The organism is Pseudomonas sp. Wu6 (genome assembly GCF_019891515.1).
Classification (GTDB): domain Bacteria; phylum Pseudomonadota; class Gammaproteobacteria; order Pseudomonadales; family Pseudomonadaceae; genus Aquipseudomonas; species Aquipseudomonas orientalis_A.
The window spans coordinates 1-17,600 of record NZ_JAFLXH010000063.1 but is presented as its reverse complement, the minus strand read 5'-3'; the positions used below and the strand labels follow the sequence as shown (position 1 = coordinate 17,600).

Genomic DNA, 17,600 nt, shown 5'->3' with positions numbered 1-17,600 from the left:
AGAGCGTTTTGCTTACTTTTGCGCTTTTCAAAAGTGAGCCGCCGTCAGGGCGGAACCCTAAGTGGCCGTTACCTAAATAATGGATATGTACTCGATCTGATCCAACATCCTGGTCGGCTCAGAGGCCGCCATCGGGGGCAAGCCCCCTCCCACATTTGATTTGTGAACACAGTCAAAACTGTGGGAGGGGGCTTGCCCCCGATGAGGCCCGTGCTGACAACGACTACCGCTCGGTCAACCCAAACTGCGTCAGGCAGAACGTGGGAATCCCCATATCCTCCAACCGCTGCGACCCACCCAGCTCCGGCAAATCAATAATCGCCGCCGCTTCAAAGATCTGCGCACCCATGCGTCGCACCAGGTTCGCCGCCGCAATCAGGGTGCCACCGGTGGCGATCAAGTCATCGAACATCAACACCGAGTCACCTTCGCACAGGCTGTCGGCATGCACCTCAAGCAGCGCTTCGCCATATTCGGTCTGGTAGGCCTCGGCCAACACGTCAGCCGGCAATTTGCCTTGCTTGCGAAACAGGATCAGTGGCTTGTTGAGCTGGTACGCGACAATCGAGCCGATCAGAAAGCCACGGGCATCCATCGCGCCGATATGGCTGAAGTCGGCTTCGACATAACGCTGGGCAAAGCTGTCGGCGACCAGGCGCAGGGCGCGGGGCGACTGGAACAACGGCGTGATGTCACGGAAGATCACCCCAGGCTTGGGGAAGTCGATGACGGGGCGAATCAGGGATTTGATGTCGAACGAATCGAAAGTCATCGTCGAAGGGTCCTGGGCGGAAAACGGACCCGAAGTATACCTGCGGCCTTGCCGGTTCGCTCGGCCGCAGAGCGCGGATTACCCTTCCAGGGAGCCACCGGCCAGTGCGCACAGTTGGATAGGGTCGAGGATATGCACTTCCTTGCCCTCGGCGGCAATCAATGCGTTCTGCTGGAAGCGGGTAAACACGCGGGACACGGTTTCCACCGCAAGGCCCAGGTAATTGCCGATTTCATTGCGCGACATGCTCAGGCGGAACTGGTTGGCCGAAAAACCACGGGCGCGAAAGCGCGCCGACAGGTTGACCAGGAAGGTCGCGATGCGCTCGTCGGCGGTTTTCTTCGACAACAGCAGCATCATCTGTTGATCGTCACGAATCTCGCGGCTCATGACGCGCATCAACTGACGGCGCAGCTGTGGCAGTTGCAGGGCCAGCTCATCGAGACGCTCGAAAGGAATTTCGCACACCGATGTAGTCTCCAGCGCCTGCGCCGACACGGGATGCATTTCGGTGTCCATCCCCGACAAACCGACCAATTCGCTGGGCAAGTGGAAGCCGGTGATTTGCTCTTCGCCGCCGTCGCTGAGGCTGAATGTCTTTAATGCGCCCGAGCGTACTGCATAGACGGAATCGAACTTGTCGCCCTGGCGAAACAGAAACTCGCCTTTTTTCAGCGGGCGGCCACGTTTAACGATGTCGTCCAGCGCTTCCATGTCTTCCAGATTCAGCGAAAGTGGCAGGCAGAGGGGGGCCAGGCTGCAATCCTTGCAGTGAGCCTGGCTGTGAGCGCGCAGTTTGACTGGCTCGGACATTTCTTAAATCCTTGTGGGAAAACACACATAAGACGTAAGGGTAACGCACTGGGGGTAGATGAGGCCAGCGTGTACGAAAAGCCTCGGCGTTATAAAGGTCCGTGTGTCGTGGCCGATACAAAGTAACGATACCTTTTGAATTCGGAGCCAGACCCATGATTTCCATCGGTGCAAATAGCCCGGCCAGCCTCAGCGCGCTGCCTTTACCGGAGCCGAAAGACCAGGTGGCAGAAGCGAAGTCGGCGGCGGCAGGCAAAGAGCTGAAGGACGCCACTTCTTCGCCCCTCAGTACCAAGACGGACGAAGGTGTGAAGGTGACCCTTTCCGGCGCAGCCTTGCAGGCGGTCAGAGACACGAAAAAATCCAACAGCGATATCGAGGAAAGCGGCCTGCCCAACGAGGTCCAGCAGGTCTTGAAGATGATCCGCGAGATCAAGAAACAGATTGCAGAAAAACAGGCCGAACTGACCGCTGTCATGGCCGATAACACGCTTTCTGCGGAGCAGGCCAGGGTCAAGGTCAATAACCTGCAGGGTGCGATTGCCGTGCTGAACGCGAGCCTCATCACGGCGCAGACTGCGTTGGGCAAGGCCATGAAGGGGCTCAGTGGCCCCGATGCGATGAAGGCCGCCTCCCTGGCGATGGCGTAGGCAGTCTCAGATCACCCGCGAGAAACGCTGGCGATTCTGGTGCTCAAGGTAGGCATCGAACACCATGCACACTGAACGCACCAACAAGCGCCCGGCCGGCAGTACGCGAATGCCCTGGGCGTCCAACTCGATCAAGCCGTCGCCGGCCATTGTCTCCAGTTGCGGCCACAGCTCGGCAAAATAGCCGCGAAAGTCGATGTTGTACGCCTGTTCGATCCCCTCGAAGCCCAGGCTGAAATTGCAGATCAACTGCTGGATCACATCCCGTCTCAAGCGGTCGTCCGTGGTGCAGATCAAGCCACGGCTGGTGGCCAGTTGCGCGCCCGCCAAGGCATTCTGGTACCCGTTGAGATCACTGCTGTTCTGGCAGTACAGGTCGCCGATCTGGCTGATCGCCGATACGCCCAATCCAATCAGATCGCAGTGCCCATGGGTGGTGTAGCCCTGGAAGTTGCGCTGCAGGGTGCCTTCTTCCTGGGCGATGGCCAGTTCGTCGTCCGGCAGGGCAAAGTGGTCCATGCCGATATAGCGGTAGCCGGCCTGGGTCAGTTGTTCGATGGTGGTTTGCAGCATCAACAGTTTTTCTGCCGGCGAGGGCAGATCATCGGTGTTGATCCGCCGCTGGGGCATGAAACGCTCGGGCAGGTGTGCGTAGTTGAATACCGACAGGCGGTCGGGTTGCAGGCGGATGACTTCTTCTACGGTGCGCGCAAAATTCAGCGGCGACTGCTTGGGCAGGCCGTAGATCAGGTCGATATTGATCGAGCGAAATTGCAGGGTGCGCGCCGCGTCGATCACCGCGCGGGTTTCTTCCAGGCTTTGCAGGCGATTGACCGCCCGTTGCACTTCGGGGTCGAGGTCCTGCAACCCGATGCTGACGCGGTTGAAGCCCAGTTCGCGCAGCAGGCCCATGGTCGCCCAGTCGGCTTCGCGAGGGTCGATCTCGATGCCGTAGTCGCCCGAATCGTCCTTGAGCAAATTGAAGTGCTGGCGCAGGTGTGCCATCACCTGGCGCAATTCGTCATGGCTGAGAAAGGTCGGCGTGCCGCCGCCCAGATGCAGTTGTTCCACCGGCTGTTTCGGGTCGAGATGGCAGGCGACCTGCTGGATCTCCTGCATCAGGCGTTGCAAATAGGCCTGGGCGCGACCACGGTCCTTGGTAATCACCTTGTTGCAGGCGCAGTAGTAACAAATATTGGCGCAGAACGGCACGTGCACATACAGCGACAACGGCCGGGTGGCTTTGCGACTGTCGCGCAGCGCATGGAGCAGGTCGAAAGTGCCGACCTGGCTGTCGAATTGTACGGCCGTGGGGTAGGACGTGTAGCGCGGCCCCGCCAGGTCGTAGCGATGAATCAGATCGGTGTCCCAACGAATGGCGTCGAGCATGCGGGCGGTCCCCCGGTTTGGCTGGTGGGCCGAGTCTAGGGGCTGGGTGGGGTGGGCATGTTGATTTGCATCAACGGGGAGCGGCGCTATGCCACAGGGCCGGTCAATGCCCCATCAGCCAATGCTGGTGCGGCCCGGGCAGGGTCCAGAGCCCGAACAGCACCACCAGCAAACCACCGGCCATGCGCACGCTGCGCCTGCGCAACAGCGCGGTGACACGTTCGGCGGCCAGCCCGGTCGCCAGCAATACCGGCCAGGTGCCCAGGCCGAACGCGAGCATCAGCAGCGCGCTGTCCAGCGCATTGCCCTGGCTTGCGGCCCATAGCAGGGTGCTGTAGACCAACCCGCACGGCAACCAGCCCCACAGCGCGCCCAGCAGTAGAGCGCGGGGCAGGCTGGACACCGGCAGCAGGCGGTTGGCCATCGGCTGGATATGTCGCCACAGGCCGCGACCGAGGCTTTCGAGACGGGTCAGGCCGCTCCACCAGCCGGCCAGGTACAGGCCCATGCTGATCAGCAGCAGCCCGGCGAGCACCCGCATGAACATCGCCGCCGGGCTGTTGGCCACGGCCCAGCCGGCCAGGCCGATCAGCAACCCCGCTGCGGCATAACTTAAGATGCGTCCCAGGTTGTACGCCAGCAGCAGGCGAAAACGGCGGCTGCGTTGTTCCCTGGGAATCGCCAGGGTCAGCGCGCCCATCAGCCCGCCGCACATGCCCAGGCAATGGCCACCGCCGAGCAGGCCGAGGATCAGCGCAGAGGCCAGCAAAGGCGCCAGCTCAAGCATGCGGCGGTTCCTTGGGCGGCTGTTCGGCGCGGTTGGCTTCGTCGATGGCGGCCAGGTGATTGGGGTCCTGGTCGTCAAACAGCACACTGTGGGCCGGGCCGTCGAGGTCTTCGTACTGGCCGCTGTCCACGGCCCAGAAGAAGATGTAGATGGCCACGCCCACTAACAGCAGCGCCGCCGGAATCATCACGTATAGAGCTGGCATCTGCACTCCATGCCCGCGCGGCTCACGCCGGCAGCGGGCGATTGATCAAGGGGGGGCCAGCGGCCGGCGCGCTTGGCAGGCGCGTCAGGCGCAGGGCATTGAGCACCACCGTCAACGAACTGAGGGACATGCCGATTGCCGCCCAGATCGGGGTGATCCACCCCAGGGCCGCGAACGGCAGCATCAGGCCATTGTACAGACCGGCCCACAGCAGGTTTTCGATGATGACTCGACGTGTGCGTCGCGCCAGGGAGAACGCCTGCACCAGCGCCTCCAGGCGGTTGGACAACAGCACCGCATCGGCGCTGGTCTTTGCCAGGTCGGTGGCCGAGCCCATCGCCACGCTGATATCCGCGGCGGCCAGCACGGGCACGTCGTTGACGCCGTCGCCGAGCATCAGCACTGTGCGGCCCTCTTGATGCAGGCGTTGCAGCACCTGCAGCTTGTCGTCGGGACGCAGGCCGCCGTGGGCTTCATCGATGCCCAGCTCGGCAGCGACACTGGCGACCATCGGCGAGCTGTCTCCCGACAACAGCAAGGTGCGCCAGCCGCGCGCCTTGCACGCCGCCAGCAGGGCGGGCGCGTCGCTGCGCAGGCGGTCGTCGAGCACGAGCCAGGCGAGCGCGCCGCGTTGATCGCCCAGCAGCAGCCATTGCCCGGCTTCGTCCGGTGACGCCGGGATCGGGCCGGCGCTGAGTTCACAGACAAACCCGGGTTGGCCGATGCGCAACAGGCGTTCGCCCACACGTCCTTGCAGGCCGAGGCCGGGGCTGCTCGATACGTCATGGGCCGCCAGGGGCGCTCGGCCAAAGGCGCGGGCAATCGGGTGTTCGGAGCGGTTTTCCAGTGCGGCGGCGAGGCTCAGGCACTGGTCGCTGTCCAGTTCGCCCAGGGGCCGGATGGCGCGTAACGCCAGGCGTCCTTCGGTGAGCGTACCGGTCTTGTCGAAAATCACCGTGTCGATCTGGTTCAGCCCCTCCAGCACATGGCCACGGGTCAGCAGCAACCCAAGGCTGTGCAGGGTGCCGGTGGCGGCAGTGAGGGCAGTGGGTGTCGCCAGGGACAGCGCGCACGGGCAGGTGGCGACCAGCATGGCCAATACAATCCAGAACGCCCGTGATGCATCCAACTGCCACCACACCAGGCCGATCACTGCAGCCGCAATCAGGGACGCCAGCAAAAACCACTGTGCGGCGCGGTCGGCGATCTGCGCCAGGCGCGGTTTCTCGGCCTGGGCACGCTCCAGCAGGCGCACGATGGCGGACAGGCGCGTGTCGTGGCCGAGGGCGCGCACCTCGACGGTCAGCACGCCTTCTACGTTGAGGGTGCCGGCGGTGACCGCATCGCCGACATGCCTAGGCTGCGGCAGGTATTCGCCGGTGAGCAGGGATTCATCGACGCTGGACTGGCCTTCGACAATCACACCGTCCGCCGGCAGCACCGCGCCAGGATGCACCAGCACCCGGTCACCCACGGCCAACTCGCCCAGCAGGATGCGCTCGCTCTGGCCGTCCGCGCCCAGGCGCAGGCACGAAGCGGGCAGCAGGTTGACCAACTGCGCGGTGGCGGCGGCGGTGCGCTCGCGGGCACGCCGTTCCAGGTAGCGTCCGGCCAGCAGGAACAGCGCGAACATGCCGACCGCGTCGAAGTACAGCTCACCCACGCCGGTGATCGCCGTCCAGATCCCCGCCAGATAAGCCCCGCCAATGGCCAGGGACACCGACACGTCCATGGTCAGGTGACGCGTGCGCAGATCGCGCAGCGCGCCTTTGAAAAACGGTGCGCAGCTGTAGAACACGATGGGAGTTGTCAGAAACATCGCAACCCAGCGCAGGATTACATGCAGTTCGGGGCTGAGGTCGATATTGAATTCCGGCCAGGTGGCCATGGTCGCCATCATGGCCTGGAACCACAGCAGCCCGGCAACACCCAGCTGGCGCAGGGCCAGGCGATTCTCGCCGGCCAGTTGTTCGGCGGCACGGTCCGCTTGATAGGGATGGGCGGCATAACCGATATGGCGCAGTTCACTGAGCACTTGGCTCAACGGTAACTGCCCGTCGGCCCAGCGCACATGCAGGCGGTGGTTGGACAGGTTCAGCCGTGCCTCGGCCACGGCGGGCAGGCCGCGCAGGTGTTTCTCGATCAACCAGCCACAGGCCGCGCAACTGATGCCTTCCATGAGCAGGGTGATTTCAGCGAGTTCGCCTGTGTGGCGCACGAAGGGCTTTTGCACGTCGGCGCGGTCGTACAGCGCCAATTCATCGAGCAGTTGCACCGGCAAGGCCTCGGGGTTGGCCGAGGCTTCGCTGCGGTGCCGGTAGTAGCTTTCCAGCCCGCCCGCCACAATCGCCTCGGCCACCGCCTGGCAACCCGGGCAGCAGAGTTCGCGACGCTCGCCGAGGATGTCGGTGGTGAACCGGCTGCCGGCGGGGACGGGCAGCGCGCAGTGGTAGCAGGGGGTGGTCATGGTCGGGATCTTTGGTGGCTGGAAGGGCCTCATCGCGGGCAAGCCCACTCCCACAGGGGTACGCGTTCCAATGTGGGAGTGGGCTTGCCCGCGATGCGCGAAGCGCGATCTTTTACTTTTTCAGGTCTTCGGCACCTTGCAACGGTTCGTCTCCGAGCAGCAAGTCCTGGTCGTGGCTGACCTCTTCTTCTTCGAACAGACGCCAGGTCTTGTCGCCTTCCACGCCGAGCAATTCCACGAAACGGCGGCCGTCGACCTTGTCGGTGACTTGGCCGATGTAGCGGCCGGGCTCGCTGTCGCTGCGGGTCAGGTTGATTTTGCGATCCTTCTCTGGCTGGGTCGGGGAAATCAGGTTCAGTTCCAGCGTGTTCGGGTTGCTGTAGCCGGTCAGGCGCAGTTCGACTTCACCGGTCAGTTCGTCCAGGTGCAGCTTGCCGCGCAACTGGAGGGTCTGGGCCAGGCGTTCGCGGTCCAGGGAGCGGTTGATGCCTTTGCCGGCCTCGTAATAATTGTCGTTGACCAGGTTGTCCGGGTTATTCACCGCGATGGTCACCATGGACAGGGTCAGGGTCACCGAGCAGGCAAGGATGCCGATGATGATCCAGGGCCAGAGGTGCTTGTACCAAGGGCTTGCGGCAGTGGCTGCGGGCATTCTTGTATTCCCTGTCTAACGAACTTGTGGGCCGATGAATCGGCTCTTGGCTTCAATGTGAACGCTGGTGTCGTCGGCATCCTCGAGGATGAACGTCACTTCGTTGGTGCTCGACGGCAATTGCTCGGGGGCGCTCGACAATTCCACCGGCATGCTGACGATGTCGCCGGCGGCCACCTTGATTTCGCGTCGGCCTTGCAGCTTGAGGTCGGGCAGGCCGGCGGCGTCGAGTACGTAGGTGTGGTCGCGCTGGTCCTTGTTCATGATCTTCAGGCTGTAGACGTTCTCGATGCGGCCTTCGGCGTTTTCGCGGTATAGCACCCGGTCCTTGCTCACGTCGAAGCCCACCAGCGAACGCATGAAGAAGGCGGCCACCAGCAGGCTGATCATCGCCAGCAACACCAGGGCGTAACCGATCAGGCGCGGACGCAATTTATGGGTTTTCTGCCCGGACAGATTGTGCTCGGTGGTGTAGCTGATCAGGCCGCGCGGGTAGTCCATCTTGTCCATGATCGTGTCGCACGCGTCGATACAGGCGGCGCAGCCGATGCACTCGATCTGCAGGCCGTCGCGGATGTCGATACCGGTGGGGCACACTTGCACGCACATCGTGCAGTCGATGCAATCGCCCAGGCCCTGGGCCTTGTAGTCGACCCCCTTCTTGCGCGGACCGCGTACTTCGCCACGGCGTGGGTCGTAGGACACGATCAGCGTGTCCTTGTCGAACATCACGCTCTGGAAACGCGCATACGGGCACATGTAGATGCACACCTGTTCGCGCAGCCAGCCGGCGTTGCCGTAGGTGGCGAGGGTGAAGAAGCCCACCCAGAAGTACGACCAGCCGTCGGCCTGGCCGGTGAAGAAGTCCAATACCAGTTCGCGGATCGGCGAGAAGTAGCCGACGAAGGTCATACCGGTGACAAAACCGATCAGCAGCCACAGCGTGTGCTTGCTGAACTTGCGCAGGAATTTGCTGGCGCCCATGGGCGCCTTGTCCAGCTTGATACGCTGGTTGCGGTCGCCTTCGGTGACCTTTTCGCACCACATGAAGATCCACGTCCACACGCTTTGCGGGCAGGTATAACCGCACCACACGCGTCCGGCGTACACCGTGATAAAGAACAGGCCGAATGCCGCGACGATAAGAATGCCCGAGAGCAGGATGAAATCCTGGGGCCAGAAGGTGGCGCCAAAAATGAAGAACTTACGCTCCGGCAGGTTCCACCACACCGCCTGGTGACCGCCCCAGTTCAGCCACACGGTGCCGAAGTAGAGCAGGAACAGTGCGGCCCCGCCGAGCATGCGCAGATTGCGGAACAGGCCGGTGAAGGCGCGGGTATAAATCTTCTCTCGCGAAGCGTAGAGGTCGACGCTTTTGGCAGGCGGGGTAACGTCGTGTACCGGTATCTGGTCGCTCATCATTGCATCCCACGGCGGTGGAGATTTGCCTCGGCCAGTACGTGCCAACCGCGGTCAAATTGGGGGTGTTGCAGTGGCCTAATGATACGCTCCCGACGGTGCGCAAAGGGTGCGACCTTTGGTCGCGTTGGGGCAAATCAATTGATGGTGTAAGTGACCTGGATCAATTGACTTGTTGAGTATGGACGGTTTTTGCTGTTGTGTTGGGCGGGCAGCCCCTGAAACCGTTCACTCAAGAGACCCGGTCTTCATGACAAAACAGGTCGAATGTGTCGCGGGCAAGCCCGGCTCCCACATTTGATCTTTGGTATTTTCAGAATGGGGGCCGCTTAAGTGAGTCACTGATCGAACTGCTGCCTGGCAATAATGGTTGCACGCTCAGGGGTGAATTCGATGTTGTCCTTAGGCATTTGCAGCATGTCGGCAATATTTGCAGCAACCGCTTCGTTTACTTCTTCCTGATTACTTTGTTGGGTTATGACGTTGCCTTCGTTCATGCATCAGTCTCGATTGAAAAAGTCGCCTTCAAACTTAACGCCTGTCGCCTGTCGTAGCAATAAACAACAAAGCCCCGTCAGTTTTCGCTGAGCGGGGCTTTGTTGTGTTCGAGGACTTACTGCTCTTCAGCCTTCTTGTCCCCGTGGGACAAGCTGTACACATACGCCGCCAGCAAGTGCACCTTGTCATTGCCCTGCAGTTGCTCCTGCGCCGGCATCTGGCCCTGGCGACCGTAGCGGATGGTCTGCTGCAGCTGGGCGAAGCTTGAGCCGTAGATGAACGCACCCGGGTGCGTCAGGTCCGGCGCGCCCATGGCGGGCGTGCCTTTACCGGCCGGGCCGTGGCAGGCCACGCAGTTGGCGGCGAAGAGTTTCTCGCCGTTGGCCACGTCGGCCTTGGCGCCTTCCGGCAGTTTGCGGCCGTCGAGGTTGGTCACCACGAACGCCGCTACGTCCGCCACGCCTTGTTCGCCGATCACTTCAGCCCAGCCTGGCATGACCGCGTGGCGGCCTTGCATGATGGTTTGCTTGATGGTTGCCGGGTCGCCGCCCCAGCGCCAGTCGGCGTCGGTGAGGTTGGGGAAACCGTAGGCGCCCTTGGCGTCGGAACCGTGGCACACCGAGCAGTTGGAGGCAAACAGCCGACCGCCCATCTTCAGGGCTTGCGGGTCCTTGGCGACTTCTTCAATCGGCATCGAGGCGAATTTGGCGAAAATCGGCCCGAACTTGGCCTCCGACCTGGCCATTTCCTTTTCCCACTCGTGCACGCCGGTCCAGCCGGTCTGGCCATTGGCAAACGGGGTTTGCTTGTCGTTGTCGAGGTAGTTGTAGCCCGGCAGCAGGCCTTTCCAGTTGCCCAGGCCGGGGTAGAGCGCAAGGTAACCGAGGGCGAAGATGATGGTGCCGACAAACAGCATGAACCACCATTTGGGCAGCGGGTTGTCGTATTCCTCGATACCGTCGAACGAGTGGCCTACGGTCTCGTCCGTCTGCTCGGCGCGCTGGCCCTTGCGGGTCGACAGCAGCAGCCAGGTCAGGGCGAAGATGGTACCCAGACTGAGGACTGTGACGTACAGGCTCCAGAACGTAGTCATTCTTTGTTACTCCTAGACGCTTGCTCGACGTGCTTGATGGCTTCGGGATCATCTGCAAAGGGCAGCATGGTCGCGTCGTCGAATTCCGATTTGCGCCGTGGGCTGAACACCCACAGCGCCAGGCCGATAAAGGCCACCATCACCACAACGGTGCCCAGGCCACGAATCATGCCGATATCCATGCCGGTCACCGTTTGCTTTTGATGAGGGTGCCAAGGCCTTGCAGGTAGGCCACCAATGCGTCCATTTCGGTCTTGCCCTTTACGGCTGCGGCCGCACCGGCGATGTCTTCGTCGGTGTAGGGCACGCCCAGGGTGCGCAAGACTTCCATCTTCTTCGCGGTGTCCTTGCCGTCGAGCTTGTTTTCCACCAGGAACGGGTACGCCGGCATTTTCGACTCGGGCACCACGTTGCGCGGGTTGTACAGGTGCGCACGCTGCCAGTCATCGGAGTAACGCCCGCCGACACGGGCCAGGTCCGGGCCGGTACGCTTGGAGCCCCACAGGAACGGATGGTCCCACACGCTTTCACCGGCCACCGAGTAGTGGCCGTAGCGTTCGGTTTCGGCGCGGAACGGGCGGATCATCTGCGAGTGGCAGCCCACGCAGCCGTTGGCGATATACACGTCGCGGCCTTCCAGTTCGAGGGCGGTGCGCGGCTTCATGCCTTCGACCGGCTTGTTGGTCACGTCCTGGAAAAACAGCGGGACGATCTGGGTCAGGCCACCGATGCTCACGGCGATGACCATGAAGAAGGCCAGCAGGCCGATATTCTTCTCGACGACTTCATGCTTCATCAGTGAGCTCCCACAACAGCGATCTTGGCGGCGGCTTCAGCTTGCGCCGGGTCGGAGGCACGCACGGTGCGCCAGACGTTGTAGGCCATGAACAGCATGCCGGCGGCAAAGAACGCACCGCCCAGGGCGCGGACGATATAGCCCGGGTGGCTGGCTTGCAGCGCTTCGACGAAGGAATACGTGAGGGTGCCGTCATCATTTATCGCACGCCACATCAGGCCCTGGGTGATGCCGTTGACCCACATCGAGGCGATGTAGAGCACGGTGCCGATCGTGGCCAGCCAGAAGTGCGTGTTGATCAGCCCGACGCTGTGCATCTGCGCGCGGCCGAACAGCTTGGGGATCATGTGATACAGCGCGCCGATGGAAATCATCGCCACCCAGCCGAGTGCCCCGGCGTGTACGTGGCCGATGGTCCAGTCGGTGTAGTGGGACAGCGAGTTGACGGTCTTGATCGCCATCATCGGCCCTTCGAAGGTCGACATGCCGTAGAACGCCAGGGACACCACCAGAAAGCGCAGGATTGGGTCGGTGCGCAGCTTATGCCAGGCGCCCGAGAGGGTCATCATGCCGTTGATCATGCCGCCCCAGCTCGGCGCCAGCAGGATGATTGACATCGCCATGCCCAGGGACTGTGCCCAATCCGGCAACGCGGTGTAGTGCAGGTGGTGCGGACCTGCCCAGATATACAGGGTGATCAGCGCCCAGAAATGCACGATGGACAGGCGATACGAGTAGATGGGGCGTTCGGCCTGTTTCGGCACGAAGTAATACATCATTCCAAGGAACCCGGTGGTCAGGAAAAAGCCGACGGCGTTATGCCCGTACCACCATTGAATCATCGCATCCGTCGCGCCGGAGTAGGCCGAATAGGACTTGAACAGGCTCACCGGCAAGGACGCGTGGTTGACGATATGCAGCATCGCCGTGACCAGGATGAACGCCCCGTAGAACCAGTTGCCGACATAGATGTGCTTGGTCTTGCGCTTGACGATGGTGCCGAAGAACACCACGGCATAGGTCACCCACACGATGGCGAGCAAAATGGCGATCGGCCATTCCAGCTCGGCGTATTCCTTGGTGGTGGTGTAGCCCAGGGGCAGGCTGATGATGGCGCCGACGATGACCGCCTGCCAGCCCCAGAAGGTGAAGGCGGCGAGGCCATCGGAGATCAAGCGCGTCTGGCAGGTGCGCTGCACCACGTAATAGGAGGTGGCAAACAATGCACAGCCACCGAAGGCGAAGATCACCAGGTTGGTGTGCAGCGGGCGCAGGCGGCCGAAGGTCGTCCAGGGCAGGTCGAAATTCAATTGCGGCCAGACCAGTTGCGAGGCGATGAACACCCCGAGCCCCATGCCAAGAATTCCCCAGACCACCGTCATGATGGCGAACTGGCGAACCACCTTATAGTTATAAGCAGTCGGACTGATTGCTGTGCTCATTCTAAGGTTCCACGGTTTAAGTATTTTTATAGGTAAAATCGGCCGCAAGTATGTAGAAAGCGGGGGGCCATTGCAACGCAATGACTGACCTGTATCAAGGCGTTCCACGCCAGATTCTGCGCACTTTCCCTGTTTTGTGTAAGGACAAAGTCAGAAATCTAAAGCTGATCGAGTGGACAGGAATTTTCGAGGGCGCAACGGATACCGTCGCGTACGCCAGGATTGGCCCACTGCAGGAACAAGCGTAGACCCGAAAGCGAGGAGGGGACAGTTGGGTTTTGAAGGGGTGTGACACTTGGTCGCGAATGTCGCCACACGGTACGAGCGAGCTTGCTCGCGAAAAACGTCAACGGTCACGCGGTCAGTCTGGTCTATCGCGTTGTGTTGACGTTCTTCGCGAGCAAGCTCGCTCCTACCAGTGCTAATGGGTCAGGCTGTACACGTAAGCGGCAAGCAGATGCACCTTGTCATTGCCCTGCAACAGTTCCTGCGCCGGCATCTGGCCCTGGCGACCATGGCGGATGGTCTGCTGCAACTGCGCCAGGCTGGTGCCGTAGATAAAGCCGCCTGGCTCGGTCAGGTTCGGCGCGCCCATGGCTTCCACGCCGTGGCCTTGCGGGCCGTGGCAGGCGACGCACGTGGTGCTGAATGCGGCTTGGCCGGCGGCCAAATCGGCGTTGTTGTCCGCCGGCAAGGGCAACTTGGCCAGGTCGTGACGCACATAGGCGGCGACATTTTTCACCCCATCCTCGCCCAGCACTTCGCCCCAGGCCGGCATCGCCGCGTGGCGACCGTTCATGATGGTGGCCTTGATCGCTTCGGCCGAACCGCCCCAGCGCCAGTTGTTGTCCGCAAGATTCGGGAAGCCATACGCGCCCTTGGCATCCGAGCCGTGGCACACCGCGCAGTTGGACGCGAACAGGCGACCGCCCATCTTCAAGGCTTGCGGGTCTTTGGCCACTTCTTCCACGGGCATGGCCGCGAATTTGGCGAAGATCGGCCCGAACTTGGTGTCGGCCCTGGCCATTTCCTTGTCCCACTCCTTGGCCGACGTCCAGCCGTCTTCATAGCCCGGCAGTACGCCTTTCCAGTTGCCCAGGCCCGGGTAGAGGATCAGGTAGCCGACGGCGAACACCAGGGTGCCGGCGAACAACATGAACCACCACTGGGGCAGCGGGTTGTCGTATTCCTCGATTCCATCGAAGGCGTGGCCCATGGTCTGGTCGACGCTGCCTTTGGTTTCGCCCTTGCGGGTGCCGATCAGCAGCCAGGTCAGGCCGATCAGGCTGCCCAGGGTCAGTACGCAGATCCATGTACTCCAAAACAGGGTCATGGCTGGTTGCTCCTTGTTGCAGGCTCTTCTTGAGCATTGTGTGGAGAAGGCTCATCAGCGAACGGCAGCAGGCGCGCCTGCTCGAACTCCGCGTTGCGCCGGTTGTTGAACACCCACAGCGACAGGCCGATAAAGGCGATGGCTACCACCAGCGTGCCGAGGCCGCGGATAGTGCCCGCATCGAATTCAAATCCCATGGCTCACCTCTTGCTCTTGATGGCAGTGCCGAGCACTTGCAGGTAGGAAACCAGCGCGTCCATTTCGGTCTTGCCCTTGAGGCTGGCGACCGCGCCCGCGATGTCGTCGTCGGTGTAGGGCACGCCGAGGGTGCGCATCACGTTCAACTTGGTCTCGGTGTGGCTGCTGTCGACGGCGGCGGTGACCAGCCACGGATAAGCCGGCATTTTCGACTCCGGCACCACGTTGCGCGGGTTGTACAGGTGCGCGCGGTGCCAGTCGTCCGAGTAGCGCGCGCCGACGCGGGCCAGGTCCGGGCCGGTGCGCTTGGAACCCCACAGGAAGGGGTGATCCCACACGCTTTCGCCGGCCACCGAATAGTGACCGTAGCGCTCGGTCTCGGCGCGGAACGGGCGGATCATCTGCGAGTGACACTGCACACAACCTTCGCGGATGTAGATGTCGCGGCCTTCCAGTTGCAACGCGGTGTAGGGCTTCATGCCTTCGACCGGCTTGTTGGTCACGTCCTGGAAGAACAGCGGGACGATCTGGGTCAGGCCACCGATGCTCACGGCGAGCACCATCAGCAGCATCAGCAGGCCGACGTTCTTTTCAATCGTTTCGTGTTTCATCACAGACTCCTCAGGCCAGCTGCGCGACAGGGACGGCTTCGACAGGCTGCACCGAACGCACGGTGCGCCAGGTGTTGTAAGCCATCAGCAACATGCCGCTGAGGAACACCGCGCCGCCCACCAGCCGCACGATGAAGCCAGGGTGACTGGCCACCAGGGTTTCGACGAAGGAGTAGGTCAAGGTGCCGTCTTCGTTGACCGCACGCCACATCAGGCCCTGGGCGATGCCGTTGACCCACATCGAGGCGATGTAGAGCACGGTGCCGATGGTGGCCAGCCAGAAATGCGCGTTGATCAGGCCGACGCTGTACATCTGCTCGCGACCGAAGACTTTCGGGATCATGTGGTACAGCGCGCCGATGGAAATCATCGCCACCCAACCCAGTGCCCCCGCGTGTACGTGGCCGATGGTCCAGTCGGTGTAGTGGGAGAGGGCGTTGACGGTCTTGATCGCCATCATCGGGCCTTCGAAGGTCGACATGCCGTAGAACGCCAGGGACACCACGAGAAAGCGCAGGATCGGGTCGCTGCGCAACTTATGCCAGGCGCCGGACAGCGTCATCATGCCGTTGATCATGCCGCCCCAGCTCGGGGCCAGCAGCACCAGCGACATCACCATGCCCAGCGACTGCGCCCAATCCGGCAGCGCGGTGTAGTGCAGGTGGTGGGGGCCGGCCCAGATATACAGGGTGATCAGCGCCCAGAAGTGCACGATGGACAAGCGATAGGAATACACCGGGCGTTCGGCCTGCTTGGGCACGAAGTAGTACATCATCCCGAGAAAGCCTGCGGTGAGGAAAAAGCCTACAGCGTTATGGCCGTACCACCACTGCACCATGGCATCCGTCGCACCGCCGTACAGCGAGTAGGACTTGGTCAGGCTGACCGGGATTTCCAGGTTGTTGACGATATGCAGAATGGCCACGGTGATGATGAACGCGCCAAAAAACCAGTTACCGACGTAGATGTGTTTGGTGTTGCGCTTCATGACCGTGCCGAAGAACACGATGGCATAGGCGACCCAGACGATGGTGATCAGGATGTCGATCGGCCATTCCAGCTCGGCGTATTCCTTGGAGCTGGTGTAGCCCAGCGGCAAGGTGATTGCAGCCAGCAGGATGACCAGTTGCCAGCCCCAGAAGCAGAACGCGGCGATTTTCGGCGCGAACAGCGTTGTCTGGCAGGTGCGCTGCACCGAGTAGAAGGAGCTGGCGAACAGCGCGCAGCCGCCGAAGGCGAAGATGACCGCGTTGGTGTGCAGCGGGCGCAGGCGACCGAAGCTGGTCCAGGGCAAATCGAAGTTGAGCGCAGGCCAAACCAATTGGGCCGCGAGAAAAACCCCGAGCCCCATGCCGACGATGCCCCACACCACCGTCATAATGGCGAATTGGCGGACCACCTTGTAGTTATAGGCGGTACTTAAAGTAGTGTTCATGGTTCCCCATCCACGGTTCAACCCAAGCAGATGCGGCACTTGGGCTGGAGTTATAGGCAGACTAAAAAGCGAGGCAAGCATGGGCAAAGAGCACAAGGCCAGTATTGACGGGGATCAATGGGCGCACTGTGTGCGTGAACGCGGCTGGCTGTGGGATGTCGCCACGGGCACCCGCTCGGGCCAGCCTGTCACCTTGATCCTGGCCCACGGCGCCGGTGCGCCGATGGACTCGGCCTTCATGAACGACATGGCTGCGCGCCTTGCCGGGCATGGCGTCAACGTATTGCGCTTCGAATTTCCCTACATGGCGCAACGTCGATTGGACGGCGGCAAGCGCCCGCCGAATCCGGCGCCGAAACTGTTGGAAGCCTGGCGCGAGGTGTATGCGCAGGTGCGACGTCATGTCGCTGGGAAACTGGCGATTGGCGGTAAATCCATGGGCGGGCGCATGGCCAGTCTATTGGCCGATGAACTGGGCGCCGATGGGTTGGTGTGCCTGGGGTATCCGTTCTATGCGGTGGGCAAGCCGGAGAAGCCCAGGGTCGAGCATTTGGCTGCGCTCAAGACGTCGACGCTGATTGTGCAGGGCGAGCGGGATGCATTGGGTAATCGGGCGGCGGTGGAGGGGTATGCGTTGTCGCCGAGCATCGAGGTGATGTGGTTGGTGGCGGGGGATCATGACTTGAAGCCGCTGAAGGCGTCGGGGTTTACCCATGAGCAGCATCTGGAGGCGGCTGCGGTGCGCGTGGCTGAGTTTCTGGGTGCCTGTTAGGGACCTATCGGGGCATAGGTATCTACACAGTTTTGGTGCGACACCGCACTTCTGGTGAGGGAGCTAACGCGTATCTACCTGACGTTCCGAGGTCCAAATGTGGGAGGGGCGGTGCGACGATTCGACTTGCCCCCGATGGCGGCCTCGGGGCTGGCCGGGATGTTGGATTGGACCGAGTACATATCCGTTTCTGCGGTAACGGCTGCTTAGGGTTCCGCCCTTACGGCGGCTCACTTTTGAAAAGCGCAAAAGTAAGCAAAACGCTCTT

Annotated in this window: 19 protein-coding genes; 2 read left to right on the top strand and 17 right to left on the bottom strand. The window is 61.8% G+C overall.

Going from position 1 to position 17,600, the window contains the following annotated elements; genetic code table 11:
• Positions 1-223 precede the first annotated feature (223 nt).
• Positions 224-772: an adenine phosphoribosyltransferase gene (locus tag J1G34_RS26060; RefSeq protein ID WP_065887882.1), complete on the bottom strand. Its 549-nt coding sequence runs from the start codon at positions 770-772 to the stop codon at positions 224-226.
• Positions 773-850: 78 nt separating this feature from the next.
• A complete protein-coding gene (gene fnr / locus J1G34_RS26055; RefSeq protein ID WP_065887883.1) occupies positions 851-1,585 on the bottom strand; it encodes a fumarate/nitrate reduction transcriptional regulator Fnr in 735 nt (244 codons plus the stop codon).
• Between the two features lie 155 nt (positions 1,586-1,740).
• Here fnr and J1G34_RS26050 point away from each other — a divergent pair, with 155 nt between their 5' ends.
• Positions 1,741-2,235: a hypothetical protein gene (locus J1G34_RS26050; RefSeq protein ID WP_170876037.1), complete on the top strand. Its 495-nt coding sequence runs from the start codon at positions 1,741-1,743 to the stop codon at positions 2,233-2,235.
• Between the two features lie 6 nt (positions 2,236-2,241).
• Here J1G34_RS26050 and hemN read toward each other — a convergent pair whose 3' ends face one another.
• The 15 genes from hemN to ccoN (J1G34_RS25975) form a co-directional block, all read right to left on the bottom strand.
• The gene (hemN, locus tag J1G34_RS26045; protein WP_065937100.1) at positions 2,242-3,624 is read right to left on the bottom strand and encodes an oxygen-independent coproporphyrinogen III oxidase; all 1,383 of its coding nucleotides are present in this window, start codon (positions 3,622-3,624) and stop codon (positions 2,242-2,244) included.
• A 103-nt stretch (positions 3,625-3,727) separates the two neighbouring features.
• Complete coding sequence (locus J1G34_RS26040; RefSeq protein ID WP_065887885.1) at positions 3,728-4,411, bottom strand: sulfite exporter TauE/SafE family protein; 684 nt, start codon at positions 4,409-4,411, stop codon at positions 3,728-3,730.
• Positions 4,404-4,616, bottom strand: coding sequence for a cbb3-type cytochrome oxidase assembly protein CcoS (gene ccoS, locus J1G34_RS26035; RefSeq protein WP_057721235.1), 213 nt, complete (start codon positions 4,614-4,616; stop codon positions 4,404-4,406). The genes J1G34_RS26040 and ccoS overlap by 8 nt, the downstream gene beginning before the upstream one ends.
• 22 nt (positions 4,617-4,638) lie before the next feature.
• Entirely contained in the window at positions 4,639-7,083 is a 2,445-nt protein-coding gene (locus J1G34_RS26030; protein WP_222994827.1) for a heavy metal translocating P-type ATPase, read from the bottom strand.
• A gap of 112 nt (positions 7,084-7,195) precedes the next feature.
• Complete coding sequence (locus J1G34_RS26025; protein WP_065894421.1) at positions 7,196-7,735, bottom strand: FixH family protein; 540 nt, start codon at positions 7,733-7,735, stop codon at positions 7,196-7,198.
• A gap of 15 nt (positions 7,736-7,750) precedes the next feature.
• Complete coding sequence (gene ccoG / locus J1G34_RS26020; protein WP_222994826.1) at positions 7,751-9,154, bottom strand: cytochrome c oxidase accessory protein CcoG; 1,404 nt, start codon at positions 9,152-9,154, stop codon at positions 7,751-7,753.
• Positions 9,155-9,492: 338 nt separating this feature from the next.
• A complete protein-coding gene (locus tag J1G34_RS26015; RefSeq protein WP_163001704.1) occupies positions 9,493-9,651 on the bottom strand; it encodes a hypothetical protein in 159 nt (52 codons plus the stop codon).
• 116 nt (positions 9,652-9,767) lie between these two features.
• Positions 9,768-10,745 carry a cytochrome-c oxidase, cbb3-type subunit III gene (ccoP, locus tag J1G34_RS26010; protein WP_065894417.1) on the bottom strand — a complete coding sequence of 326 codons (978 nt, stop codon included), beginning with the start codon at positions 10,743-10,745 and terminating at the stop codon, positions 9,768-9,770.
• Entirely contained in the window at positions 10,742-10,927 is a 186-nt protein-coding gene (locus J1G34_RS26005) for a CcoQ/FixQ family Cbb3-type cytochrome c oxidase assembly chaperone (protein WP_003193169.1), read from the bottom strand. Before J1G34_RS26005 ends, ccoP (J1G34_RS26010) begins: the two co-directional genes overlap by 4 nt.
• Before the next feature lie 5 nt (positions 10,928-10,932).
• A complete protein-coding gene (gene ccoO, locus J1G34_RS26000; RefSeq protein WP_025854274.1) occupies positions 10,933-11,541 on the bottom strand; it encodes a cytochrome-c oxidase, cbb3-type subunit II in 609 nt (202 codons plus the stop codon).
• Positions 11,541-12,983 carry a cytochrome-c oxidase, cbb3-type subunit I gene (gene ccoN, locus J1G34_RS25995; protein ID WP_065887893.1) on the bottom strand — a complete coding sequence of 481 codons (1,443 nt, stop codon included), beginning with the start codon at positions 12,981-12,983 and terminating at the stop codon, positions 11,541-11,543. The genes ccoO (J1G34_RS26000) and ccoN (J1G34_RS25995) overlap by 1 nt, the downstream gene beginning before the upstream one ends.
• 421 nt (positions 12,984-13,404) lie before the next feature.
• Positions 13,405-14,316, bottom strand: a complete 912-nt coding sequence (gene ccoP, locus J1G34_RS25990; RefSeq protein WP_222994825.1) for a cytochrome-c oxidase, cbb3-type subunit III — start codon at positions 14,314-14,316, stop codon at positions 13,405-13,407.
• Positions 14,313-14,513 carry a cbb3-type cytochrome oxidase subunit 3 gene (locus tag J1G34_RS25985; RefSeq protein WP_065894413.1) on the bottom strand — a complete coding sequence of 67 codons (201 nt, stop codon included), beginning with the start codon at positions 14,511-14,513 and terminating at the stop codon, positions 14,313-14,315. Before J1G34_RS25985 ends, ccoP (J1G34_RS25990) begins: the two co-directional genes overlap by 4 nt.
• 3 nt (positions 14,514-14,516) lie before the next feature.
• On the bottom strand, positions 14,517-15,125 hold the full coding sequence (gene ccoO / locus J1G34_RS25980; RefSeq protein WP_065896269.1) for a cytochrome-c oxidase, cbb3-type subunit II: 609 nt from the start codon (positions 15,123-15,125) through the stop codon (positions 14,517-14,519).
• Between the two features lie 10 nt (positions 15,126-15,135).
• Positions 15,136-16,560 carry a cytochrome-c oxidase, cbb3-type subunit I gene (gene ccoN / locus J1G34_RS25975; protein ID WP_065894412.1) on the bottom strand — a complete coding sequence of 475 codons (1,425 nt, stop codon included), beginning with the start codon at positions 16,558-16,560 and terminating at the stop codon, positions 15,136-15,138.
• 79 nt (positions 16,561-16,639) lie between these two features.
• Here ccoN (J1G34_RS25975) and J1G34_RS25970 point away from each other — a divergent pair, with 79 nt between their 5' ends.
• Positions 16,640-17,332 (top strand): alpha/beta family hydrolase, encoded by a 693-nt coding sequence (locus J1G34_RS25970; protein WP_222994824.1) that lies wholly within the window; start codon positions 16,640-16,642, stop codon positions 17,330-17,332.
• The last annotated feature ends 268 nt before the right edge of the window (positions 17,333-17,600 follow it).